This is a genomic window from Streptomyces dioscori (genome assembly GCF_003024195.1).
Taxonomy (GTDB): Bacteria; Actinomycetota; Actinomycetes; order Streptomycetales; family Streptomycetaceae; genus Streptomyces; species Streptomyces dioscori.
In genome coordinates, this window is sequence record NZ_KZ679045.1 from 311,314 (window position 1) to 334,682 (window position 23,369).

General features: G+C 65.6%; 20 protein-coding genes. 9 read left to right on the forward strand and 11 right to left on the reverse strand.

Features of this window, described 5'->3' with window-relative positions:
* Nucleotides 1–248 precede the first annotated feature (248 nt).
* Nucleotides 249–2,582 (reverse strand): hypothetical protein, encoded by a 2,334-nt coding sequence (locus tag C6Y14_RS44165; RefSeq protein WP_159074297.1) that lies wholly within the window; start codon nucleotides 2,580–2,582, stop codon nucleotides 249–251.
* A gap of 78 nt (nucleotides 2,583–2,660) precedes the next feature.
* Nucleotides 2,661–3,359 (reverse strand): hypothetical protein, encoded by a 699-nt coding sequence (locus tag C6Y14_RS22015; protein WP_107018482.1) that lies wholly within the window; start codon nucleotides 3,357–3,359, stop codon nucleotides 2,661–2,663.
* Between the two features lie 706 nt (nucleotides 3,360–4,065).
* Here C6Y14_RS22015 and C6Y14_RS22020 point away from each other — a divergent pair.
* The 3 genes from C6Y14_RS22020 (at nucleotide 4,066) to C6Y14_RS22025 (ending at nucleotide 7,776) form a co-directional block, all read left to right on the forward strand.
* Nucleotides 4,066–5,664, forward strand: a complete 1,599-nt coding sequence (locus C6Y14_RS22020; protein WP_107018483.1) for a restriction endonuclease — start codon at nucleotides 4,066–4,068, stop codon at nucleotides 5,662–5,664.
* Nucleotides 5,665–6,054: 390 nt separating this feature from the next.
* On the forward strand, nucleotides 6,055–6,843 hold the full coding sequence (locus C6Y14_RS44170; protein ID WP_159074298.1) for a hypothetical protein: 789 nt from the start codon (nucleotides 6,055–6,057) through the stop codon (nucleotides 6,841–6,843).
* Between the two features lie 699 nt (nucleotides 6,844–7,542).
* On the forward strand, nucleotides 7,543–7,776 hold the full coding sequence (locus C6Y14_RS22025) for a YozE family protein (protein WP_107018484.1): 234 nt from the start codon (nucleotides 7,543–7,545) through the stop codon (nucleotides 7,774–7,776).
* A gap of 374 nt (nucleotides 7,777–8,150) precedes the next feature.
* On the opposite strand, the gene C6Y14_RS44570 is transcribed toward C6Y14_RS22025, so the two are convergent.
* The 5 genes from C6Y14_RS44570 to C6Y14_RS45110 all read right to left on the reverse strand — a co-directional run bounded on the left by C6Y14_RS44570 (nucleotide 8,151) and on the right by C6Y14_RS45110 (nucleotide 12,819).
* Nucleotides 8,151–9,008: a hypothetical protein gene (locus C6Y14_RS44570; protein ID WP_199854804.1), complete on the reverse strand. Its 858-nt coding sequence runs from the start codon at nucleotides 9,006–9,008 to the stop codon at nucleotides 8,151–8,153.
* A 990-nt stretch (nucleotides 9,009–9,998) separates the two neighbouring features.
* Entirely contained in the window at nucleotides 9,999–10,301 is a 303-nt protein-coding gene (locus C6Y14_RS22035; protein ID WP_107018485.1) for a hypothetical protein, read from the reverse strand.
* Between the two features lie 60 nt (nucleotides 10,302–10,361).
* Nucleotides 10,362–11,431, reverse strand: a protein-coding gene (locus C6Y14_RS46035; RefSeq protein ID WP_450152393.1) for an IS630 family transposase whose coding sequence is annotated in 2 segments (ribosomal slippage) — nucleotides 10,362–10,979 and nucleotides 10,982–11,431 — 1,068 coding nt in all. Because the reading frame shifts where the segments join, the coding sequence is not laid out codon by codon here.
* Between the two features lie 191 nt (nucleotides 11,432–11,622).
* Nucleotides 11,623–11,949 carry a hypothetical protein gene (locus tag C6Y14_RS22050; RefSeq protein ID WP_107018488.1) on the reverse strand — a complete coding sequence of 109 codons (327 nt, stop codon included), beginning with the start codon at nucleotides 11,947–11,949 and terminating at the stop codon, nucleotides 11,623–11,625.
* Nucleotides 11,950–12,534: 585 nt separating this feature from the next.
* Nucleotides 12,535–12,819, reverse strand: a complete 285-nt coding sequence (locus C6Y14_RS45110; RefSeq protein WP_107018491.1) for a hypothetical protein — start codon at nucleotides 12,817–12,819, stop codon at nucleotides 12,535–12,537.
* Between the two features lie 77 nt (nucleotides 12,820–12,896).
* Here C6Y14_RS45110 and C6Y14_RS22070 point away from each other — a divergent pair, with 77 nt between their 5' ends.
* From C6Y14_RS22070 to C6Y14_RS22090, 5 genes are all read left to right on the forward strand, one after another.
* On the forward strand, nucleotides 12,897–13,652 hold the full coding sequence (locus C6Y14_RS22070) for a GntR family transcriptional regulator (protein WP_107018492.1): 756 nt from the start codon (nucleotides 12,897–12,899) through the stop codon (nucleotides 13,650–13,652).
* Nucleotides 13,653–14,182: 530 nt separating this feature from the next.
* Entirely contained in the window at nucleotides 14,183–14,659 is a 477-nt protein-coding gene (locus C6Y14_RS22075) for a hypothetical protein (RefSeq protein ID WP_107018493.1), read from the forward strand.
* 158 nt (nucleotides 14,660–14,817) lie between these two features.
* Complete coding sequence (locus tag C6Y14_RS22080) at nucleotides 14,818–15,450, forward strand: DUF4383 domain-containing protein (RefSeq protein ID WP_107018494.1); 633 nt, start codon at nucleotides 14,818–14,820, stop codon at nucleotides 15,448–15,450.
* Between the two features lie 9 nt (nucleotides 15,451–15,459).
* Nucleotides 15,460–15,681, forward strand: a complete 222-nt coding sequence (locus tag C6Y14_RS22085) for an FmdB family zinc ribbon protein (RefSeq protein WP_107018495.1) — start codon at nucleotides 15,460–15,462, stop codon at nucleotides 15,679–15,681.
* A 79-nt stretch (nucleotides 15,682–15,760) separates the two neighbouring features.
* Nucleotides 15,761–16,477 (forward strand): DedA family protein, encoded by a 717-nt coding sequence (locus C6Y14_RS22090; protein WP_404828813.1) that lies wholly within the window; start codon nucleotides 15,761–15,763, stop codon nucleotides 16,475–16,477.
* On the opposite strand, the gene C6Y14_RS22095 is transcribed toward C6Y14_RS22090, so the two are convergent.
* The 3 genes from C6Y14_RS22095 to C6Y14_RS22105 all read right to left on the reverse strand — a co-directional run bounded on the left by C6Y14_RS22095 (nucleotide 16,461) and on the right by C6Y14_RS22105 (nucleotide 21,195).
* Nucleotides 16,461–17,279, reverse strand: a complete 819-nt coding sequence (locus C6Y14_RS22095) for an HAD family hydrolase (protein ID WP_107018497.1) — start codon at nucleotides 17,277–17,279, stop codon at nucleotides 16,461–16,463. The two genes, C6Y14_RS22090 and C6Y14_RS22095, sit on opposite strands and share 17 nt — an antisense overlap.
* The gene (locus tag C6Y14_RS22100; protein WP_107018498.1) at nucleotides 17,279–19,936 is read right to left on the reverse strand and encodes a phosphoribosyltransferase; all 2,658 of its coding nucleotides are present in this window, start codon (nucleotides 19,934–19,936) and stop codon (nucleotides 17,279–17,281) included. Before C6Y14_RS22100 ends, C6Y14_RS22095 begins: the two co-directional genes overlap by 1 nt.
* 95 nt (nucleotides 19,937–20,031) lie before the next feature.
* Nucleotides 20,032–21,195: an HpcH/HpaI aldolase/citrate lyase family protein gene (locus C6Y14_RS22105; protein WP_107018499.1), complete on the reverse strand. Its 1,164-nt coding sequence runs from the start codon at nucleotides 21,193–21,195 to the stop codon at nucleotides 20,032–20,034.
* 201 nt (nucleotides 21,196–21,396) lie between these two features.
* Here C6Y14_RS22105 and C6Y14_RS22110 point away from each other — a divergent pair, with 201 nt between their 5' ends.
* Nucleotides 21,397–22,287: a TerD family protein gene (locus C6Y14_RS22110; RefSeq protein ID WP_107018500.1), complete on the forward strand. Its 891-nt coding sequence runs from the start codon at nucleotides 21,397–21,399 to the stop codon at nucleotides 22,285–22,287.
* 286 nt (nucleotides 22,288–22,573) lie between these two features.
* On the opposite strand, the gene C6Y14_RS22115 is transcribed toward C6Y14_RS22110, so the two are convergent.
* Nucleotides 22,574–23,311, reverse strand: coding sequence for a TerD family protein (locus C6Y14_RS22115; protein WP_107018501.1), 738 nt, complete (start codon nucleotides 23,309–23,311; stop codon nucleotides 22,574–22,576).
* Nucleotides 23,312–23,369 lie beyond the last annotated feature (58 nt).

Genomic DNA, 23,369 nt, shown 5'->3' on the forward strand with positions numbered 1-23,369 from the left:
AGAACTTTCCCTACTTCATCAAGGCGGCTCGCTCCGCTCCCCGCGCGCGGCACGGGCGCCGGCCGGGCCTGCGCTCCTGTCTCCGCCCCGCTCCACCCCGGCCGGCGCCCGTGCCGCGCTCCTAGCATGCAGCCACCTGACGCCAGAGAAGGAGTACGTCGTGGCTGGGGCGGTCGGCTCCACGGCTTTACGGAGCCACTTTGGCGCGAGCCCAAAGCCGCTCCACCAACCGTGGGCTGAACCGCGCGTTACTCCGTGGCGGGCGCCGCCGATTTCATAAATGCATGCTCAAGACCTCCGCCATCAGAATCTTCGATCACATGCACAGATAGGCGATCGCCGCCAGCATCTCCAATGGCTACCCAATTGGGAAGTCCCATTTCATCCTTCTTGCGGCGCGAGTAGTTTTCGATTTCACGAATAAGCTTGCGCAACTGGACGATCCCATAATTCAGGTAGACAGTAACACCAAGTCTGCCGTTATAGATCTGGGTGGCATTTGACCAGCCTACCGTTTGAACTCTCTGCTGCGCGCGAACAAGGAAGGTGTTCCACTCATCCCAGGCCGCTTCGTCTCCATCGATAAGAGCGAGGGATGCAGTAATCCAATGTGCCGGTCGCACTTTTTCTAGTCGATCCAAGAGACCGCGCAACCCCTCTGGAATTCTGGGAGCAGGTTTCTCAGCGGGTGTAACCCCCTCAAGCTCTCGGGTTAGATACCAAGCATCAATGAAATCGGTGTAACTAAGGAGTCGCATCCTGGCAGGCCCGTCGACAAGAAAGCCGTCGAAGAAGAGGCCTTCCTTAAGATAGTGCCCAACCCAATCCAATTCATCATGCGCCGACACGAAGGCCTGCTTCTCCAAACGCTGCCGTCTGATCACGTAATGTGGGAGCAAGCTGCCGTGGAGAAGATCCGTGACCACCATGAGGTCAGCCAATGAAAGGACCCATGGAACCGGACGATCTTCCGCCAAATTCCCATGCTGAACCAGTTGGTGGGTATCAGTTGCCCAGACCGTAACGTCATCGAGAGTCACGATTACTTCGAACTGGAATCTCTTACTAAGCGCATCGGAGTACTTACTAAGGCCGATCGCTGCGGCACCTTCATCTCGAAGAGCATCAGCCAGTGCCTTGTGCTGCGATGCCGCCGATTCGATCAGCTCTTCAATATTCTTCCTCATCCTCCCTGGAGCACCGCGTCTTGCGGCCGCATGTAGACGTCCCGCTTTTCCTTGGATCCGAAAGGCAACGTCGTCAGAAAATACGAGTCCATCCAGATCGCTCTGCGTCACGGTTGACTTCCATGGGATCTCGCAATCTTTGGCCGCCCCAGGGAGCGTGTTTGCAATTAGGTCCACAGCCTCGCGGACTAGGTATTTACCGCGAGCCGCCAAGTACCTTTCCCAAAGTTTCGCCCCTACCGCATTTCTTAGCAAGTCCTCCATCCTTGGCCGGAGCGCTTCAAACATTGCGGTTGACACAGGAAGGATGTACCCCTGGGTTGTCTTTAGAACGGGCCGTTCAGTAAGTGGGTGGGCACCGACAGGATATTTGTGGTGTTCATCGTTATATTCCACAGGGTCGCACGAGAATGAGTCAAGGACAGACTTTACCGACTCACCGGATAGCGCTGTATGTGATGCAACCTCAGACGGAACAATAGTACAGAGAGCGCGCGATTCTGTCAGCGCCCTAGCAAAAACAAGCATGGATAGAAGGTTCTTTCCCTCTGTGGGTGAGGCTTTGACCAACCATGTTGGGAAAGGCCCTCTGCCTTTTCTGCGCTGCTTCTTCAGCAAGATGGACAGGGGGCCAAAGCTATCGGCAGCCTCCCTGCGGAGCGGATACACTCTCTCTTCGACAATATTGTGAATCGCGTGAACGACTGTAACTGCTTCAGATGCCGTAAACCCCAAAAATCGGCGGCATTCACTGTCAAATTCATTGAAGCAACCGAGGAGAATCTTCGTCAGATGTTCGGGGTAACCAACCCCCCTTACACTCATGGAGTCAATTCGAGTCCTCAGAACGTACTCGTCTTCGATGACATTTTCTTTTCCGCGAGACTCCTTCAGTGCTCTGAAAAGGGTAATTTCACTGGTCGCATCAAAGAGTTCCCGAGCCAGCTTAATTGCCTCGCCAGTGAGGATCGCTGCCTCCAACGGGTCACTTCCCGTGTTACCTTGCGGGTCATCTTTAACATGTGGGAGCGCCCGTAGGGCGAGAAATTCGATATGAGATGGGAGCTGATCATTCTCGGACTCTCGAAACGTCACGGGGTCGACTTGGGCATACGTCAACGACGCTCGGCAAATCAGCTCGAGCGGATCGGTTTCCGTAAGGATTTCATCCAGTCGCGCGCTCGCCTTTTCCCTCTTTTTATTAAGATGCTCGGCATACGGCCCCGAGAGATAGTCTACGAGTTCATCCATCTCGCTCTGGCTGCGCGTTCCATGCGTCTCGATAAAACGCCCCTGTCGAACCATAAGGCCGTACGGAAGTTCAGCAAACTCAATTACTTCTTCTGGCGGAATTGGGTTACCGCGTTTCCGGCCTCGCTTATCACGATTCCCCACGACGCTACCTCCGCTTTACGAGATGTTTTTAGTATCGATCGAGGACGGCGTTGATGCCATCTTGAGGCTTCACGAATCTCAGTCGTGCAGGGGGCGATCCCGCAGCTCATTCAGTCTGCGGATACCTGACCCCAAATCTCCCTGCACGACGCGGTCGTGAGGCGGAAGTGGATGGCGTTGGGAGTGCCGAGTCAGAGTTGTATCGATGGCCAGATCGTTCACTGTGCGCTGCAACGGCCAGATGAACGCCGCCTCGAACGGCCACACCGGGTGCCAGTAGCTGGCGGGGAGCTGTGGCACGATCACTCGATCAGTCTCTGCGGTCCAAACCAGGATGGTTAGTTTGTCCACGGTCAGCGCCGTGAACAGAGCGGTGTAAACCTCGGGATCGTCTGGATCCGGTGATGGGCTGATACGGAGTTCAGCGGCACGAATATCGAGGTGATAGAGGCCCTGGTGGTAGGCGATCCACACCCGAGTGTGCTGCGGCGGGGTGGAGTGGTCCATCAGGTGGCGGCGCATGGCCGGCGTAGCGAGCGGCTGCGGAGTGGGATCAGGCCCCGGGCGGCCGATGAATTCGTTCACCCACGCCGTCTTCGTGGCCCACGTCGCCAGAGTGGTGCCCTTTTCTTCGTCCAGCAGTACCCGCTTCCCCTGCATGAGGGGCACGATGAGGCGCTCGGTCTTCATCTCAAGCCGGCTCATCCAGCCGCCGTTGCAGTCTCCGCAGACCTCTCTCGCGACGAAGCCCAGGACGGAGCCTTGACGCTCACGCATGGCATGCGGGTATATCGTGATTGTGTCGGCCTCTTGGTGGCCGAAACCTAGAGACCGAGTGGATCGTGTTGGTTCGGTCGCCTGTGTGTACTTTCCCATCCATTGCGGCCACAGGTGCTCGTCCGTGATCTTCCCTGGGTTGCCGCAGAAGGCGCACAAACGGCGCGGGCGTGGGGCCATGCATCACCTCTGCTCAAGTACATTGATCTAACGACATTACGGGCCAGCAGGTGCGCGTGTCAGGGAGTTTCGACGTCATCACCGTTGCGATCTACCAAGCCCTCTCCCAACTCGTGTCAGATCCTGCGGGGAACCACGGGGAACACCGGGGAGCCGGTCGACCGCTCATATAGCCCCGACGCTGCTCCGCCGCAGGTCAACCCCAGAGCGAGCCTTAAGCACCCTTAGCTTCCCAAGCTGATGGCTTATGCATCGTGCTCACGGGCTGGCTGTCCTGGGTCCTCTGGTCGACGACATTACGACAGCGTGGCTGAGGCCCGTGTGGGTGCAGCGAGGCACACGCGCACCTAATTGGTCGGCAAACCCGTCATCGTGGCTGACTGTCGTCGGTTGAGGCGCAGACGATCTGAGTCCACAGTGCACCAAGTGGGCGGGCTGAGGGTGACACCTCCGCCTTGCGTGATTCTGCGATGGGGACGGGGAATGCAGCCCTGTGGCGGAGTAGGGCCAGGGGAGGGGTGGACAGGTGGCGCAACGGGGCGGCCGAGGCAACGACTACCAGCGGCAGCAGCAAGCTTTACGACGTGCTCAAGAGCAACAGGCACGGCAATCTGAGCGGGAGCGCAAGGCTGCTGAAGCGGCCAGTAAGCGGCAGGAACGCGAGCGGAAGGTCGCGTATCAAGAGCAGCAAGCCGAGCAGGCGCAGGTGCGCACGATCGGGGTTGAGCACGAGGTGGAGCAGCTGGGGCAGTTGCTCCGGGATGCGTTGGTGGGTGATCCGCCGACGACTTTTGAGCGCCGGCGGAAGACCCATACGCCCAAAGTTCTGGATGAGCGTCGCTGGTCCCGATCGGAGCCTTCCCCGCGGTGGGAGGAGTTCGCACCGCCGGAGCCTGGTGGCTTGTCTGCTGTCCTGGGCCTTGGCAGGAAACGCTATGAGGCCGAGGTTGCCCAGGCGCGTGTGAGGTTCGGCGAGGCACAAGAACGCCACGGCCGATCGGAAGAGAAGCGGCTGGCGACACTGGAGCGGAAGCGTGCCGAGCACCGCCAAGCCGAAGAACAAGCTGCTGACGAAGTGGCGGCTTTCAACAGGAGGTTGGGCGAGGAGCGTGAGGCATACCGGGCTGGGGAGCCCGTTGCGGTCGAGGCGCATCTAGGTGCCGTTCTGGATGCGTCGAAGTATCCGATGGGGTTCCCGCACGAGCATCGGATCGCCTTCCGGCCTGCCACAGGTGACGTGCTCGTTGAGATCCACTTGCCTCCGGAGGCGATCGTTCCTGCCGCGCGGGGCTATCGGTATGCGAAGAATCGAGACGAGACGACCGTGCTGCCTCGTCCGGAGAAGGAGCGCAAGGAGATCTATGCTTCCGTCCTGGCGCAAGTCGCTCTGAGGACAGTCCATGAGGTCCTGACGAGCGATCCGGACCGAGTCGTTAACGGCGTGATCTTGAACGGTCATGTGAAGACCGTCGACCGGGCCACCGGCCAGGAAGTCTCGCCCTGCCTGGTGACGCTCAGTGCCAGTAGGGAGCAGTTCGGGAAGCTCCGTCTCAGTCAGGTCGACCCGGCACAGTGTCTGCGTGGGCTCAACGCGCTGGTTTCTCCCAACCCTTATGACCTCGAACCGATTCGTCCCATCGTCGAGTTCGATCTGACCAAGTACCGACTGATGGACAGCATGGATGTAGTGGCCGGCCTGGACAGCAGGCCCATACTGGTGAAGCTGACACCCACCGAGTTCGAGCACCTCATCCGCCAACTGTTCGAGGCGATCGGCATGGAAGCTTGGAACACCCAGGCGTCCAAAGACGAGGGCGTTGACGCGGTGGCTGTCAGCAAGGACCCCGTCTTCAACGGTGAATGCATTATTCAGGCAAAGCGCTACAGCAAGCTTGTGGGCGTGGAGTCTGTCCAGGCGCTCGCTGGAGTGGTCGAGCACAAGCGTGCCGCCAAGGGGGTCCTGATCACCACATCATGGTTCGGCAGGGCCAGCCACGACTTTGCCCGCCAACATGGTCGGCTCCAGCTCATCGAAGGCCCGGAACTCAAGTACCTGATCAAGGAACACCTTGGTAAGGACGTGATCCCAGGCCCGGTCCCCCCGAAGAGGCGCCCCTCGCGCTGAAGCCAGCGGCCCGCCCGCTCAGGCTGAAAAGCTGGGCCGTCCCTGGGCCGTCCAACGTCGCTCGACAATGGCCAATGACGACCAACGACGACTGCCAGGCGCACGATCCCACCGCCCCCGACCAGCAAAAACCCAGCTCACCAAGATCCCCGGCAAGACCCAGGGCAAGAAGAAGTAGCTTCCTTGATCATGCCTCCCACCTGCGCATACGGCGCGGGCGGGAGGCATTTTCACGCGCTGGAACCTCTCTGGAACCTAGGTCTTCGGGGCCCTGAACCGAAGCGCTCTGCCGAGAGCCTTCCTGGACCTGTCATGACTGCTTGGCGTGACGTGTGCGTACACCTTGAGGGTCAGCGTGGGGGCAGGTGCTGCACCCGTAGGGTCAACCTCATGTCACAGGATGAGGCTGCACCTGAGGGAGAGTCCGCCGACGGTCCGTCGGTGCCACTGACGCGCCTGGAGCGGACGTTGGCGGGTGGGATGGGACTTCTAATGATTGGCGGGGGCACCACAGCCGTATTTACGCGAAAGGTTGAAGCTGGGCCAACAGCCTTGATCACCGTTGGGGCCTTGCTGGTGGTGATCGCTATTTCCGGAGTTTCTATCAAACGGGCCAGGATCGGCGACAATGAGATCACATTGCATAACCGGCAGGCGGCTGCTCTGCAACTTTCTCGCACGCCAGCCGACGAGCTAGATGCCGCCCTAAGCGTTTTGGCGGCCTATGATCCAGCTGCCGTAACGGACCCTAGTATTCGAATGGCGATTTCTGGCGCCTATACATCTGCTGTCCTCTCTAGTTTGGAGAGGAAATTCGGCTCGAATGTATCAAGGTTCAAGCACTCATTTGATGCAGAAGTTGCACTCGACGTTGGAATGGTTGCCATTGAAATCCAGCATTTTCAATCGGCTGACCGGAATGTCCGAGCCCAGCTCAGACATAAGGTGAGGAATTTTGCAAGTCGGATCGAGCGGGCTGAGAGTGAGTACCGGCGAATTGCCATCCTTAGCAATGTAGATGTTCCGCAATCAGTTCAGGAGAAAATTGACTTGGTGCTGGTAAGCGAGCTCGAAGCTAGTAATCTCCCTCGTGTGAGTTTGAGGTATATTGTCTTGGAAAATCCTTCCGATGAAGAAGAGGTTAGTCGGAAGCTATCGGCCGCTTTTCCCAGTCGCTGACGCCAGCATCGGAAGGAGTGGGAGCAGGGGTCATGCCCCCCGCCTGCGCATATGTGCGGGCGGGAGGCATTTCATTCTAGAATTCCTTTGGAACCTTGAGGAGCGGCCGACGGCCGCCCGCCCTCTGGCTCGCTCCGCTCGCGGTCGGCGGCCGTGGGAGTTCGGCGCCGCGCCTCGATCCGGCGGGGCTATGGCTGGCGGACAGCTGAAACACCCTGGTGTTCCAGCCCGCTCGTACTGATCGTGCGGTCAACGCTCACGGTCGCAAGGGCGTGAGTCCTGTCTCAACGCGGCTCACGGTCAACGGTGACGGAGCTGAGGCGGGGTGAGTCGGGACTCAGCTCATTGCAAACGTCATCTGGGAGGAACTGGCGGGATGGCTTTTCAGAGGGGGCAGGCACGCGGTACGCACGGCCGTCCTCCCTGCTGAAGAGCCTCGGGGAGCCTTCCAGAGCGGGAGAGGCCCGGCGGCGCGCGCTCACATCTGCCGCCTACCCCTGGAAGACGCCGGACGGCAGAAGAGACCACTCCACCCTGCCGGGGGAGGGTGGCTTCTTCTCTTGAGCGGCGCCGCAGTCCGAGCACGGCGCCCAGCCCCGCCGGTGGCCGACGCGCGAGCGGAGCAAGCGCCTAGGGATGCGCGGCCGTAGGTCGCTCCTCATTGGGTTTGTTCCGACACGGCGGCGGAAGGATGCCGACATGCCCAAGCCGAAGAGCTTCACAGCGTGGTTGAAGACCCATGCCGACCAGCACAACGCCATCGGGGATCTAGCTCGGGACGTCTCCGCTGATCCAGACTGGCCCTCACGCAAGGGACGGCAGGGCCAGCTTGACTACCTTGAGGAGTGCGGCGCCATTGATCGGGCCATTGAGACACTCGAACGCGCCTGGACTCAGTACGAGGCATACAGGGCAGCCCAGAGCGATGCCTGAGCGGTCGGAGGGAGTCTCGGGCGATAGCAGCGCGGGCCGCCCTTTCGGGAGCCCGTATCGGGCCGTTTCTGGGGTCTGCGACGATCGGCCGCTATCTGCTAATGCCCTGGTCACCTGCGGTTTTGGTCGCTATCAGGGTCGCTATCGTTAGCACCCCCTGCTGCTATCGATAACGGCTCAAATGTAAGGGGTGTCCGCTAGCAGAGCCGCTAACGTTAGCGGGCCTAACGACTCACGGAGGCTCGGACGGCCGCCCCGCCGGCACAAGCAAGAGGAGCACGCCTGGCGCGGGTGCTCCTCTTGCTTGTGCCGGCGGGCCAGCCCGGTGGGGGTCCACGGCGTGGGCGCAGGGAGCCGGGTCTCAGCGCAAAAACTCAGGGTGTGCGGACGACGGCCCCGGAGACGAACCACTGCACCAGGGCTGCGGCGAGGTGGACTCCGGCTCGGGCGGCCTCCAGGGTCTCGGGCACGGTCGCGGTTTGGGCGCCGTGACGTGAGGTCTGTCCCTCCCACAGCGCCCGCATCATGGCCTCCGCCGGGGCGATCGAATCACCGGTAGGGGAGGGGATCGCCGCGCTGAACTTGTGCCGGGCGTTCTTGATCTCGCCCAGCATCGTGCCGAGGGTGGCTTTGGCGCGGTTGGGCTGGATGACGGCATGTGCCGCGCACTCCACCGCTTTGATGGCCTCGCTGTACGCGCGCACCGGGTCTGGGCTGCGCCCGTAGGCCGCCTGCCATGCGGCGGCGAGATGATCGGCGGCCGACCCGGAGGCAGACCCAGCCGCAGCGTCGACGATCGTCTGGCGGACCGCGTCGCGCACGACCGGAGTTACCCGCTCTTCTAGTCCGTCCCCGTCCTCGTTAACTCTGTAGGCCGATCCGGCGTCGTCCAGGATGCGGCGGAGGAGTTCGACCTTCCACTCGATGACCCGGGTGCGCAGAACCTCATCCACCACGTCCAGCAACTGGGCGCCGGCCGTCTGTGTCAGCGGTCGGAGGTAAGCCGAATCGCGGTAATGATTCACACTTTGGTCCGGAGTGATGCGAAGCCGCAGGCAGACGGCACGAGCCTCGTTTTCCTGCGGAGTGCCTTGGTGGCGGAGTGCGTCGTCGACCCACTTCTGGAGCGGCGTGAGCAGGTGCTCGGGGACGTCCTCGAAGGGGCCGTCGTGTTCGGGCGCTTCGGATAGTCCGACACGGACGGAGAAGCGCGGGCGGGAGCCGGTCGTCATGTCGAAGACGGTATCGGCACGTGGTCGGAAACGTCGCCCTGTTATCCCGAGCCGATGCCCTTCAGGCAGATACCTGAGGGTCCGGAGAGACGGAAAACCTCATCGGCCGTAGATCATCAGCGAGCCAGGGGCCGGGACCTGTCTGGAACCTCCGAGGTCAGCCAGCAACGACAGACAACGACCACCAACGACCATCCGACCGCAGGTCAGTTGGGGTGGGCACCCCGCTGATCAGCGCCAAAAAACGGGCGGTCGAAACCCAGGGCAAGAAGACATCATGCCGGAGGCATTGGCTGATCAAGGGCCACGCGTCCCGCGTCAACGAAAGATCGAAGCCTGTCCTGTACGTCTATGTATTGAATCCCTATCCGCTCCTCCATTTCGGCAGTAGCTTCCTCCGTCGGTAATTCTGACGATAATCTCGCTTCGTGTTGTTCGACGCAATTCAATAGGTCTCGGAGACTGGCGATACAGTCATTCGCCATAGCGGCTACCTCTTCGGGACCCTGCAACCCGACTCCGTAGGATGCCAGTACAGCATCTCTGTGCGTTTTTCTCCCTTCCGAACGAAGGTCAGCGATGCACTGTGGATCAGAAGTTCCTTCCAAGCAAGACCGGTGATAATCAAGGGCAGCACCTCGGGCTGCCTGGGCGTTCCCAGCAAATTCCTGATAGACCTCCCTTCTACACTCTCTTCTCCACCGATGATGCTCTAAGCGAAGTTCCATTACCTGCAAGACTTCTTGCCTGTGAGACTGGCGTTCTTCCTGTTGCTCTTGGGCCTGATGTCTCACGTGTTCGGACCTCAGAGACAGGAAACCGGCCAAGCCGCCGCCAACCAGAGTTCCGATCATTCCAGCAAGGGACAGGACAAGGGAATCCGTCATACTTTATTTCTGTGCCGAACAATGCAGTAATATTCCTGAGCAGCTACTGAATTTGAACTCGTGATGTCGGCCCAGGCTCTCGCCTGGTGTCAAAACGGCTGCTCTACGATTCTGTGCTTGCCAGGCGTGAGGCGATGAGCTCTACGAAGTGCTGGAGGACCGCGAACGGCAACGTTTGTGTCGCGTCGAAGTAGACCTCTGCGGGCTTCTCCTCTTCGGGCGCGTAGACAAGCACCGTCACGGCTGCCGGCCCTGGAGCCGGTGAAGCCGATATGGAAGGGGCTTCACCCGGAACCATGCGGGCCTCGCTGAGCTCGTAGTGTGTCATCCGGCCCTCGTCTGCACCTGTCTCGGTGGTGAGGGCGCAGAACAGATCACCGTCGTAGTCCCAGGTCAGCAAAGACATGGCGATGATGCTGCCATACCCCGTTCCGTCAGCGGTTCGGCATTGGCATCACGGCGTCCGTCAAGGGGCTGGATCGATGCTCAGGCCGGCGCCGACGAGGCAGCCATCGACCACATCAGGCCGGTACTGGATCTGCTTAAGCCGACGTTTCACCGTGCTGGTGATCTGGCCGAGGTCGGCCGCGGCGAGGTTGCCCAGGTCTCGCTTGACCAGTGCCCAGATGCCCTCCTGTGGGTTGAGGTCAGGTGCGTAGGTGGGCAGTTGGAGCACGGTGAGCCACTCGGCATTCGCGTCGATGAACTCGCGTATGCCGGCCGTCAGGTGGAGGCGAACGTTGTCCCAGACCAGGACGATCGGGCCGCCGAGCTGGATGCGGGCTCGGACGATCAGGTCGCGGAAGTCGCGCCAGCCGAAGCCCTTCGGTTCGTCCTTGCGGCCCCGGTACTCGCAGATCCCGTAGATAAGCCGGGACCGCCGGCCTGGTTTGTAGCAGGCCATGCCTGCTATCGACACCCGCCCGGAGCCGCGGCCCCGCACTCTCACAACGGGGGTTTGGCCGATCCGGCCCCAGGTCCTGGCGCGCGGCGGAGTCATGGATTGCCCGGCCTCGTCCTCGAAGACGATCCAGGCCCCGCGCTCCGCCGCGGTGCTCTTACCCGCGGCCAGGTCTCCTTCTTCCATACCTCGACCGCGTCGTCATCGCGCTCGATCGCGCGCCGAGTGGGCTGCTGCCAGCTCCAACCGTGCCGCTTCAGCAGGCGCCAGGTGCCCTCGACCGTGTAGGAGACGTGGAACAGCCGGCCGATCACGGTTTTGATCCGCGCGAGCGTCCACCGCTGGTCCACCCACCCGTGGGCCAGTGGGCCACGCTCCAACTCACGCTCCTGTTTGGCGATCTGGGCTTCGCTGAGCCGAGGCCTTCCGGGCGACCCCTTCGACAGCAGCCCGGCCTCGCCCTGCTCTCGCCAAGCCCGGCGCCAGCGTTCCACCGACCGCACATCGATCCGTAGCGCAGCAGCGATCTCCGCGTTCTTCTGCCCAGCCTCGAAACGCTCCACAGCCTGGAGTCGTAACCGCTCCCGCGCTGTTCTCTCGGCGTCGGTCAGCCCGCCGCCCTGTGCGTACCTCACACCCCAGGGCTACCGGCGCCGACAGTCGGCTGTCAGGCAGACGGCTCCGACATCACCCGATCAAGTTCAGTAGCCTGCCGCCTCCGTCCAGATAGTGGCCAGCTCCTCAACCCGCGTCAGCTCCCACTCGAAGCAGGGGCCTCGAACTATGTCCGAGCCCCCTGTCGCACTGGACACGGCCCGACCGGAAGTCACCCTCGGCGGTCAGACTGTGGCTCCCCTTCAAGGATGTCCGGCATCGCCAGACAGCTCCCGCGGCTGTTCGCCACCCGCAACACATCCCGCAGCGAGCCAGCCAGCTGAGCAACGAGAAGGCTCAGCCACTCCGGATCTGAGGCCCCATCTTCGAGTACCTGAAGCGCTTGTTCCAACAGCGCGGATGCCATTCCGAGTTGCGTCGCCTCGATCTGGTCTGCCAAGCGGGAGACGTAGCTGTCCTGGTCTTCGGTGCTGAGGTAGCACGGCTTGCCGTCCGGCCCCGCCCACGGGAGAAGCCTCAGTCCGTCCTGTGTCTTCATCTCTGTCTCTGCCTCTCTATGCCCTTGATGTTGGGTGCTGGCGCGCCGGCGGATGCCTAGCTGCTCACCGCTTCATTTCCGTGGCGGTGGAGTAGTCGGGCATGGAGTGGCACGCGCAGTCGCAGGTCTCGTAGATCACCGGCACGTCGACCGGCGCCGACGCCGGTGAGGATTCCGAGCAAGCGTGGTGTGTCCCGATTCGGCAGGCGATCGATTGATAGAAGGCAACCGAGGCGTCTGGGCCACGGGGCTGCCGTTGCGAGGACATCAGCGGACCCCCAGCAGAGCTGAACAGCCGTCGGGCGGTAAGCAAGGAGCAACGGCAACCGTTGGGTGTCGTCCGCTCCTTTCACAGGCCAGGACGTATGGGCGCACGAGTGCGGCGTCCTCACCCCTGAGCGGGTATCGGTGACTCAATTCGTCGCGAGGCCATCCCAGAGCGACTGTCGGTTCGTCAACGGGCACCGTGGATGCGGGAGTGACTGGCACCCGGGAAGACATCGAGGGGCGGCGGTGCCTGCCCCTGCGGGAGTGTCGCGCCCTGGTGAGGAAGACGGCGCGGCGGATGAGGTCAAGCACGCTGAATCAGCTCCTGTCGCTGATCGTTGGGTCTCCGACATCGCCTGCCACGGAGACCGCTTTGCGTACGACCGCCCATAGGGTGCGGTCGCCCAGGCTGGTGGCAAGGAGTCCGAACCGATCGGCTCCCGCCACGACCTCCAGGGCCTCCCGCCATGAATCAGCGGAGAGGGATTCCGGCACCTCCGCTTCGACCGATGTGTGGTGAGCGTGTTCCGTGACTCGCGTGGTGAATCCGACGGCGTGCAGCCGAGCGGCGATGGCTGCCGCGCTAACTCCTAAGGCGGACACAGACAGCCTCCGTCACCAGCGATCACTTTGCGTGAAGCTAGTTAACTAGATTGGAGCTAGTGGACTAGATTTTCCACATGTCTGAGCAACCGCCCTACCTCCGCGTCGCCGACGAGCTCCGGCGACGGATCACGGAGCACGTGTGGGAGCCGGGCGACCGTCTCCCCTCCCGCGCCCAAATCGGCCATGAGTTCGGCGTAGGCGAGAACGTGGTTCGTCGGGCACAGGAGTTGCTGATCTCCCTGGGGCTGTTGGAAGGTCGCGCCGGATCAGGCACCTACGTCGCCGAGCCTCAGCAGCGTGTTCGGATCGTTCGGTCCTCGGCACGCGAGCAGCCCAGCGGATCGCCGTTCCGCGCGGACATGAAAGCCGTCGGCAAGCTGGGCGATTGGGAGAGTCGGACTGAGGCCAAGGTGCCGGCCCCAGCAGACATCGCGGCACGGCTGGGTGTCGACGAGGGTGCCCTGTGTGTCCGGACGTCGTACGAGTTCCTCGCCGACGGTAGGCCGGTGCAGTTGTCGACGAGCTGGGAGCCGTACGACCTCACAGCGGGAACGCTCATCGTCCTCCCCGAGGGAGGGCCGCACTCCGGAGCGGGTGTAGTGAACCGCATGGCCACGATCGGCATCACGGTCAGCCATGCCGTGGAACAGCCGGAGCCCAGGCAAGCGACCATCGCGGAGGCATCGCTTCTCGGCATTCAGAAGGCCGCGCTCGTCACGAACATCCGGCGGACGTACTACAGCGATCAGGGACGGCCCGTCGAGACGGCGGACATCGTGGTGCCCGTCGCCCATTGCGAGATCGTCTACGAGATCCCGATCAACCATTAGCAGGGTCGCCAGCAGCTCAGCCAGGGCGTGCCAGTCCCGTGCCACATGCGTGCCACATCGTGCGGTCAATCACGGTCAACGGCGGTTCGCCGCAGTCGGAACACGCGGATGAGCTGGGCAGCCACTACGGCGGCACCGACCTGCGCCATCCCGATCAATGCTCGCGCCGCCCTTACAAGGCGGATGTCGGCGGTTCGAAACCGTCCGCGCCCACCAGTCCGAGGACACGACTTGGGCCCCAGGCCAGCCGGTACGCATCCGGCCGCCTGGGGCTTCATCGTTCTCACCGAAGGCCGTTCGCACGGTGGTGCGTTCCGCCTTGACGCCCTCGCTTCCGCGACCAGGACGCGCAGGTCCGTGTCGTCGATCCGGATGTCCCAGGCCGTGAGGTGCGGGTGGCCGGGGTGGGGGTGACGCGGTCCGGTCGGTGGCTCGCGCGCATTTCATGATCCAGGCCACAGTTGATGTCAGGTCCGGCGGGTTGCAGGCAGGATGACCACGAGCAGCCGAGCCCAGTGGAAAGGGTTGCCGTGATCCTCCTGGTGCCGGTGGTGTTTCTCGCGGCCATCTCGATGGTCGTGTTCCTGGTGCTCCAGTGCATCGGGATTGTCCTGCCGGGGAACCGGCACTGGTCCGGATGGCGCCGTTGGACCGTTGCCGGCGCCCTTGCCTGCGCGGCCACGGCTACGGCCTCCTACTCGTTGGGGGCCATCAATCTGATGTTGACCGTGAGCACGGCCCAGGACGGCGGGACCAACTCCGCTCCGCTCCCCTACAACCATCCATGCATGAGTCAGCTGAAGGGGGCGACCGACTATGACGTCCAGTTCCTCACTCTGCGCACCCTGTGCGTCATGGAGGACGGAGAGCGCATAGCCGTGGACGACGTACCGCAGGGGGTTCGGGTGACGGCAGCGGCAGCCGCGGGCGGCTCCGCCGTGTTGGCGGGGATCGCGGCGGCCTCCGGAGCGTTTCATACACGTCCGACCGCCGGCCGGCGCCCCTGACGCCTCGATCAAGAGATCGCTCGCCTGTCGGGGCTCCACTGCATTGGTTGGCCGGTGGCGCGGGATCCCAGGGATGGCGGGAGCGGCGCGCCGGGCGGATGCTGGGGAGAGGACGGACGCCCTCCGCTCGAAACTGAGCGCGCACCCGAGGAGGCGACATGGCCGCGCATGTTCTGCGTACCGCGCCCAGGCGGCGGATCAGGCTCGACGAGCATCTGCCGGTCGATCATCGGCTCAGTACGTTCTACCGGATCGGCGCGGGGCTCATGGGGCTCGTGCTGCTCGCGTTCGGGATTCTGGGGCTGGTCGACCGGGTCGGATTCTTCGACACCCAGGGGGACAAGGTCTCCGGGCTGAGCACCAACGGCGCGCTGAGCGTGATCTCGATCTGCGCCGGGCTGCTGCTCTTCGTCGGCATGGTCATCGGCGGCAACGTCGCCTCGACGATCAACATGGTCCTCGGTGTGCTCTTCATCCTCAGTGGGTTCCTGAACCTCGCCCTGCTGGACACCGACCAGAACTTCCTCGCCTTCCGCATCCCGAACGTGCTGTTCAGCTTCGTCGTCGGCGTCATGTTGATGTTCTTCGGGATGTACGGGCGCGTCGGTTCGGCCCTGCCCCACGACAACCCGTACTGGCGGTCCCGCCATCCCGAGCAGGCCGAGCGTGAGCAGCGGGTGAAGGCGGGGGCCGAGTTGCGCGCGAAAGCCCTGGCCCAGGGCCCAGCCCCTACGAGGTCCGGCTCGGCTCCCGCCCCGGCTCCTCTGGGAGACGGCCGTTCCGACCGCTAACCTGGGCGCATGCCTCGCTATGAATACCGCTGCCGGACCTGCGGCGACACCTTCGAGAAGAGCCGTCCGATGGCCGAGTCGTCCGCGCCCACGGACTGTCCGGCCGGTCACGACGACACGGTGAAGCTGCTGTCGACGGTGGCGGTCGGGGGCTCCGCCTCGGCACCCGCCCCCGCACCGGGTGGCGGAAGTGGCGGAGGCGGCTGTTGCGGCGGAGGCTGCTGCGGCTGACACCCGCATATCACTCACCCGCTGACGCCCGGACCCGGCTTCAGTCTGGCTTCAGCTTTCGTTCTCTAGCGTCGGGTGCGTGACCCAAAGCAGCGCACCGCAGTGGATCAACGGCCTGATGGACACGCTCGGGGCCCCGGGCGCGGGCATCGCCATCGCCCTGGAGAACCTGTTCCCGCCCATCCCGAGCGAGGTGATCCTGCCGCTCGCGGGGTTCGCGGCGAGCACCGGGCAGATGAACCTGTTCGCCGCCCTGCTGTGGACGACGGCCGGTTCGGTCGTCGGGGCGCTCGCGCTGTACGGCGTGGGGGCGCTGCTCGGCCGAGACCGCACCATCGCGATCGCGGCACGGCTGCCGCTCGTCAAGGTGTCGGACATCGAGAAGACCGAGGCGTGGTTCTCCCGGCACGGCACCAAGGCCATCTTCTTCGGGCGGATGATCCCCGTCTTCCGCAGTCTGATCTCGGTGCCGGCGGGCGTCGAGCGCATGCCGCTGCCCGTCTTCCTCTGTCTGACCACCCTCGGCAGCGCCATCTGGAACACGGTCTTCGTCCTCGCCGGCTACTTCCTCGGCGAGAACTGGACCGACGTCGCCGGTTACGTGTCCACGTACTCGAAGGTGGTACTGGCCGGCGCCGCCCTCGCGCTGCTGGTCCTCGTGGGCGTGCGCCTCTTCCGGCCGGGGCGCGGCGGCCGACGGCGTGAGGCGAAGGACCCTCGTACCCCTGAGCCCCGTACCCCTGAGCCCCGTACGCCTGCCGACAGTTCCGCCGACACCCCTACCGGATCGCGCTGAGGAACTCCCCGAGGATCCGCTCCCCCGCGGCCACACCCCGCTCCGGAAGCGCGGTGACCCCCGGCGCCGTCCAGCCCGCCTCGGCCAGTTCGCCGTGGCCGGGGCGCCAGGCGCAGTCCGCGGCCAGCAGCAGGTCGGCGTCGAGCAGGGAGTCGCCGGCCGCGAGGGTGAGGGCCGCGCCCGTTCGGCGGGCCACCTCCCGCATGGCCGCGCTCTTGGTGAGCGGCTTCGGTACGGCGTAGACCTTGCGGCCCTGGACCGAGACCGTCCAGCCGCGGTTCTCCGCCCAGACGGCCAGTTCCTTCGCCCAGTCCGCGGGGAGCAGTTCGCGCTCGACGACGAAGTACACGAAGAGGTCCTCGGCGACCCGCTGCTTGAGCACCCAGGCCGGGTCGGCGGTGGCCGCCATGTGCGCGCGTACCTCGTCCAGCGGGGAGCACTCGTCCGCGAGGCGCGCGCTCACCCGGGCCTGCCAGGCGGGGTCGGAGACGCCGTCGACGAGGAGATGGCCGCCGTTGGCGCAGATCGCGTACTTCGCGGCGGGGCCAGGGAGTCGGATGCGGTGATACTGCTCGCGCGTACGGGTCGTGGTCGGGACGAAGTCCGCCGCGCCGCCCAGTTCGGTGAGCAGCCCCGCGGCGGTCTCGGTCACGTACGACAGCGGCTTGTTCTGGTAGACCTCGACGCAGAGCAGCCGGGGTGCCTCGGCGTCGGGGCCGGTCAGCGCCAGTGCGTTGGCGGAGTAGATGAGCGTGCGGTCGAGGTCGCTGGCGACCAGGGCGCGCGGAGCGGGTGCGGACATCAGACCGTCACCGCCTTGCCGTCGGCGCCGGTCGCGCCGCGCGTGTACTTGGGGTGGATCAACCCGACGCAGGTGTACGGGAGTTCGGCGACCTCCTCGACCGGTACGCCGCGCTGTTCGGCGAGCAGGCGTACGTGGTCGAGGTCGGCGCCCGCCCCGGCGCGCGCGAGGATCTTCCAGGGGACGCGGCGCAGCAGCACCCGGGTCGTCTCGCCGACGCCCGGCTTGACGAGGTTCACGTCGTGGATGCCGTACTCCTCGCTGATCCGCTCGACCGCCGCCCAGCCCTCCCAGGTCGGCGAACGGTCCGCGGAGAGCAGTTCCTTGACCCGGTCGTCCACCGCGTCGCCGACCTCGTCGAAGCGGGCGGCGATCGCGTCCAGGAATGCGACGGAGACGTCGGTGGCGGCGAGTTCGCGGTAGAACTTCGCCCCGTGGTAGTCGTGCTCCCCGACCAGGTCGGCGCGGAGGACCGTACGCGAAATGAGGCCGGAGACGGTCGAGTTGAGGCAGGCGGAGGGGATGAGGAAGTCCTCGCGGGTGCCGTACGTGCGCACGCAGGAGCCGGGGTCGGCGAGGACCGCGATCTCCGGGTCGAAGCCGCCGATGCCGTCGGAGGCCTCGAACTCCCGCAGTGCTTCAGCGAGTTCGCGGGTGATGGCACCCTTGCCGGTCCAGCCGTCGACGAAGACGACGTCGGCCGGGTCGTGGTGGGCGGCGAGGTAGCGCAGCGCGTTGGCGTCGATGCCGCGTCCGCGCACGATGGAGACGGCGTAGTGGGGCAGGTCGAGGCCGTGGCGGTGCCCGGCCCAGCGGCGCATCAGGACGCCGACGGGGGTGCCGGCGCGGGCCAGGGAGACGAGCACGGGCCGCGGTGAGCGTTCGGCGAGGACGGTCTCGGTGACCGCGCCGACGGCCAGGGCGATCCGGGCGGCGGAACCGGCGAGCGCGTCACGGAACAGCTCCTGGTACGCGGGGCTCGGCTGGTACTCCACCGGCAGCGACTCCGCGTAGTGGGCGCCGCCGCTCTGGATGGCCTCCTCGCGCTCCTCGACCGGCGCTTCGAGGCGGGTGTCCGAGAGGTCCTGCAGCAGCCAGCCGACCTCGTCCGCCGCGTACGAGGAGAAGTCGGGGCCGCGGAGGGGCTCGGGCAGCATCGAGGACCTTTCAACTGACTCTGGTGCGAGTTCTCTTGCCGTTCCCGGCGTTTCCGGTACGGATGCGGGGACGTACGAAGGGACGACCGCGAGCAGCACACTGCCGGCGTGCGCGGCGAGCTGCGCCAACAGGCCGTCCGGGGCGTGCAGTTCGGGGGTGTCGGCGGCGGAGTCGACCACGGCGACGACGGCGTCGAAGCCGGCGCCCGCGACGTTGTAGGCGTACCGCTCGCCGGGTCCGTCGGCCGGGCCGTCGTGGGCGGGGAAGACGAGCCGGGTGCGGATCGCGTAGCCGGGGTCGTCGACGGCGAGCACGGGTGAGCGGGTGGTCGTGGAGTAGCGCACCTCGGCGTCGGTCAGCTTCTCCAGCGCGACCCCGAGCCGCAGCGGCGCGTACATCAGCTCCTCGAAGCCGAGTACGAGGACGCGGCCGCGGCGGGCGCGCAGCGGGAGCGCTTCGGCTATTCGGGCCGCCATGGCGGGCAGGGCGCCCTCCAGGCGGACGCGGTGCTCGGGCGTGAAGCCGTGCCGTCCGCCGTCGGCGAGGCCCTGCGGCCAGCCGAGGTCGACGCGCGCGATCGCGCCGGGCCCGGGACGCGCCCCGGAGGCCGGGGCCACCGTCGCTCCCCCGCTCTCGGCCGCCACGACCTCCCGCTCCCGCTGTCGCTCGTGCGCACGCTCATGCTCGGCGACCAGCGCCTGCCCCTTCTCCAGTACGCCCTCGGGCAGTCGTACGGTGCCGGAGGCGGCCGTCACGAGGTCCACGGTCGCGTCGATCTCCTGGGCGAAGTCCGCGAGGCGGCCGAGGTCCGCGGCCGAGCGCATGTCGACCAGGGCGACGATCACGTACCGGCCGCGCGGATAGCGTGCGTGCAGGTCACGGATGGTGTTGAGGACCGTGTTGCCGGTGGAGAACTCGTCGTCGACGAGGACGAGCGGGCCGTCGCCGGCGAGCAGGTCCGGGTTCTCCGGGAGCAGCAGGTGCGAGGTGGCGTGCGAGTGGGACTCCTCGAAGCCGCCGGCCGTCGCGACGCCCTCGACCGGGCGACGGGTGGAGTGCAGGCAGGGGGCGAGGCCCACGCCGTCCGCGACCGAGTGGCCGAGCCCGGTGGCGGTCTCCGCGTACCCGAGGACGACGGCCCGGCCGGCCTCGTCCTCTCCGAGCAGGTCGCGTACGCGCAGCCCGAGGGCGAATCCGTAGCCGTACACGACGGCGGGTGACTGCGGTACGTGCTTGCCCAGCACGTTCGACACGAGCAGGTGCGCGCGCTTGGGGTTGCGCCGCAGGGCGAGCCCGAGCAGTTCCCCGAGCCCCTCGTCCCCGACGAGTTCGACGCCCAGGCGCCCGGCGACCCAGCTCCCGGACCAGACCTCGCCGGCGGGTCCCTCGCTGGTTCCGTCGGCGGGGCCGTCGACGGAACCACGAGCTCCGGCCCTGGTTCCGGGGCGGAAGCCCGTCGCGGACCAGACGCCGGACCCGTCGTTCACAGCCTTGTTCATGGATTCCTTGCGTGTCAGCCGGGATGTGTGTGAGCCGAGATGTGTATGAGCCGGGTTCTGTGTGAGCCGGGACGTGTGTTCGGCCGGGATGGGGGTCAGCCGGGGATTCCGGCGGCGAGCAGTTCCACGAAGCCGATGTCCTCGTTGGTGACGCCGAAGACCTCGGCGCGCTGGAGGGTGCGCTCCGCCCAGGCGCGGTGCGGCTTCACCTCGTTCATCTTGTTCGTGTACGCGGACCGCAGCACACCCCCGCCGCCCCGCTCGGGCCGCAGGATGTCCTGGGCGTCGCTGAACTCCTCGTGGCTGACCACGGAGAGGGCGTGCACGGGCAGTACGTGCGAGGGGTGGATGCAGGTCTTGCCCTGGAGCCCGTTGGTCCGGTCGAGGGAGATCTCCCGCAGCAGGCCGTCCATGTCGTGCTCGATCAGGGCGGCGCGCAGGTCCTCGGCCTCCGGGGTGAAGGGGCTGCGGCGCAGCTGCGGCTTGAACATGCGCTCCTGGACGCGGAAGTACTCCCACACGGGTCCGGTCACCGTGAAGCCGGTGCCGTCGGCCCGTCCGAGGACGTTCACCACGTCCGCGATGACGGAGGCCACTATCTGCACGTCGTAGGCGGTCATGTCGGGCGCCCGCCGCAGCCCGTACGCCGAGCAGAAGTCGGTGACGCCGAGCCGCAGCGCGAGTACGCGGTCGCGGTACTTGTCGACGGCCCGGAAGATCCCGGCGAGGGTCTCCGCCCGGGACTCGCGGTACAGCAGTTCGGGCGATTCGAGGACGGGCATGGCGAACAGCCGCCGCTCGCTCGCGCCCTCGGCCTCGGTGAGCGCCTCCAGGAACGGGATGCCCCGCTCCTCGGTGAACTTCGGCAGTACGAATCCGGACAGGAGCCGCACGGAGGCGCCGAGCCGCTGGACGAGGTCGGGTATCTGCTCGGGCGCTCTGACCCGGATGAAGAGCAGGGGCAGCTCGTCGCCGGGGCGGTCGGCCAGGTCGTGGAACTGCCGGACGAGGTTCTCCTCGGCGTCCGCGACGTCCGCGTCGCCGATGGAGTCCTCCAGGCACACCACCATCGAGACGACCCCGGCACCGGCCTGCTTCACGATGTCGTCGGCGAGCTTCGGCCTGGTCGCGGGGCTGTAGAGGGTGGCTCCGAGTGCTGTGGCCAGCACCCGGGGCGAGGAGTCCGCGGTGAAGACGCACGGCTCCTGGAAGAAGAGGCGGTCCCGCACCTCAGGGGCAATATGCCCGAAATGACGCATGAGTCTCCCCCGGGGCGGCTAGATGGCCTGACGATATGTGGCCGGTAATAGTACGTAGAGATCCGTGTCCGGGATTCCCATCGGGCATGAAATTCAGGTAACGCAGACAAACACCATTGTGCCCGCCCATCCGGGCGGCAAGCCGAACGGGAGCGCACCCCCACGTTGTCGTGACCAGGGCCGAGAAGGCAGGATGACCGTATGACGCACGCCATGCTGAAGGGGTCGAACGTCCCGCTGGACGCCACGGCGGTGCGCGCCGTGCTGCGCTGGACGCCTGGACGGGGTGTCCCGGACGTGGATGCCTCCGCACTCCTCCTCGGTCCCGACGGCCGTGTGCGGTCCGACGAGGACTTCGTGTTCTACAACCAGCCCCGGCATCCTTCGGGGAAGGTCTGGCGACTCGGTAAGAAGCGCGTGAACGACGGCCTCGCCGAGGGGCTCACCGATACGATTCAGTCGGATCTGGCGGGCGTTGACAACGGTGTGGGACGGATTCTCCTTGTCGCTTCCGCCGACGACGTCACCTTCGACCGGGTACGCGGACTGCGGATCGTCGTCTTCGACGCCACGATCGGGGACGCCGAGCCGCTGGCGTACTTCGACATCAAGCCGGAGACCGGTGAGGAAACCGCGCTGATCTGCGGTGAACTGTACCGGCGCGGTGAGGGCTGGAAGTTCCGGGCCCTCGGCGAGGGCTATTCGAACGGGCTGCAGGGGCTCGCGGCCGACTTCGGTATCTCGGTGGACGAGTCCGGGGCCGAGGAGGGGGCGGCGTCCGCCGGGCGGGCCGGTTCGCAGCCGTTGCCGCCCGAGGAGCCGACCACGCAGGTGCCTCAGCAGCCGGTGCAGCCCGCGTACGGGTATCCGCCGGCCGCTCCCGGTCCGGAGCCGACGCGGCAGCAGCCGCCGGCCACGCAGCCGGCTTACGGGTATCCGCAGCCGACCAGTGCGCCGGCTTACGGGTATCCGCCGCCGCCCCAGCCCGCCGCGGCGGCTCCTACCGGGTACGGCTACCCGCAGCCTGTGGGCCCGGCCCCCGACCCCGACTTCCGGCTCCCGCCGCAGGGGCCGCAGTTCATCGGCCGCTAGGGGCAGCCGCCAGCCCCTCACCCCTCCTGGGTGCGCGGGGGCCGACGTGAGCGCATTTGGGGGCGCGGGGAACTGCGCGATCAGCCACGACGGCGCCGCACCCGCCCCCGAACGCGCGCTCCCGAGCTCGGCGGCGTCCCGGCGAAGCCGACCGCGGGCAGCGCCTCGACTGCGGCCCGGTGGGGGCGGATCGCGCAGTTCCCCGCGCCCCTGACGGGGCCCCGTGCGTCCATGGCCGCGGGTGGTTCGTGGCTGGGCGCGCGGTTCCTCGCGCCCCTGACGGGCGCTAACGGTCGGCCTTTGCCTTGTAGCCGCGGCCCCATTGGAGGCCCCAGCCGTAGAGGCGGTCCAGTTCCGCCTGGAAGCCGTACACGAACTTCACCTCGCGCCGTACCACCAGCTCGTTCTTGACGTTCTCGATCATGACGACCGCGCAGGACCGCGCCTGGGAGTGCCGCTCGTCGAGCCCGATCTCGATCCGCGGCCCGTTGCTCGGGTACAGCGTCACGATCGCGTGCGTACGGTCGAAGGCGGGGGTCTGGTCGTAGATGTAGACGAAGACCAGCAACCGCTTGATGTTCTCCCGGTGGTCGAGGTTGACGAAGATCGTCTCGCCCGAGCCGGAGCCGAAGCGGTCGTCACCGCTGAGCTTCACGTAGGGCGCGCCGTTCAGGTCCCCCAGGAAGCCCCCGAGCGGCTGGACGACTCCCTTGCTGCCGTCGGCCAGCTCGTACATGCAGCCCAGGTCGAGGTCGACGTTGACCATGGACTGGGTGTGCGCCTGCACCACTTCCGGCTTCAGGGCCTTGAAGGGGTGCCGCAGCAGACTGCCCCGCTGGGGCCCGCCTATGTCGGAGGTCCGCATCCGCCACGAGAGGTTGATACGGAGATTGCCGGTCGCCGCACCCTGCTTGCTGAGTGAGATCGTCTGGTTCCGTTTGGTCAGTTCGATGGCGTTGGTCGCCGCGCTGCCCGAGTCGAACTGCGTCGACCGCCCACGCCACAGGCCATCCCAGAAACTCATTCCCGCCCCCACCTCGCCTGTTCACCCCGCCCCGACGAAGGATCGGGGCCTCATGCGC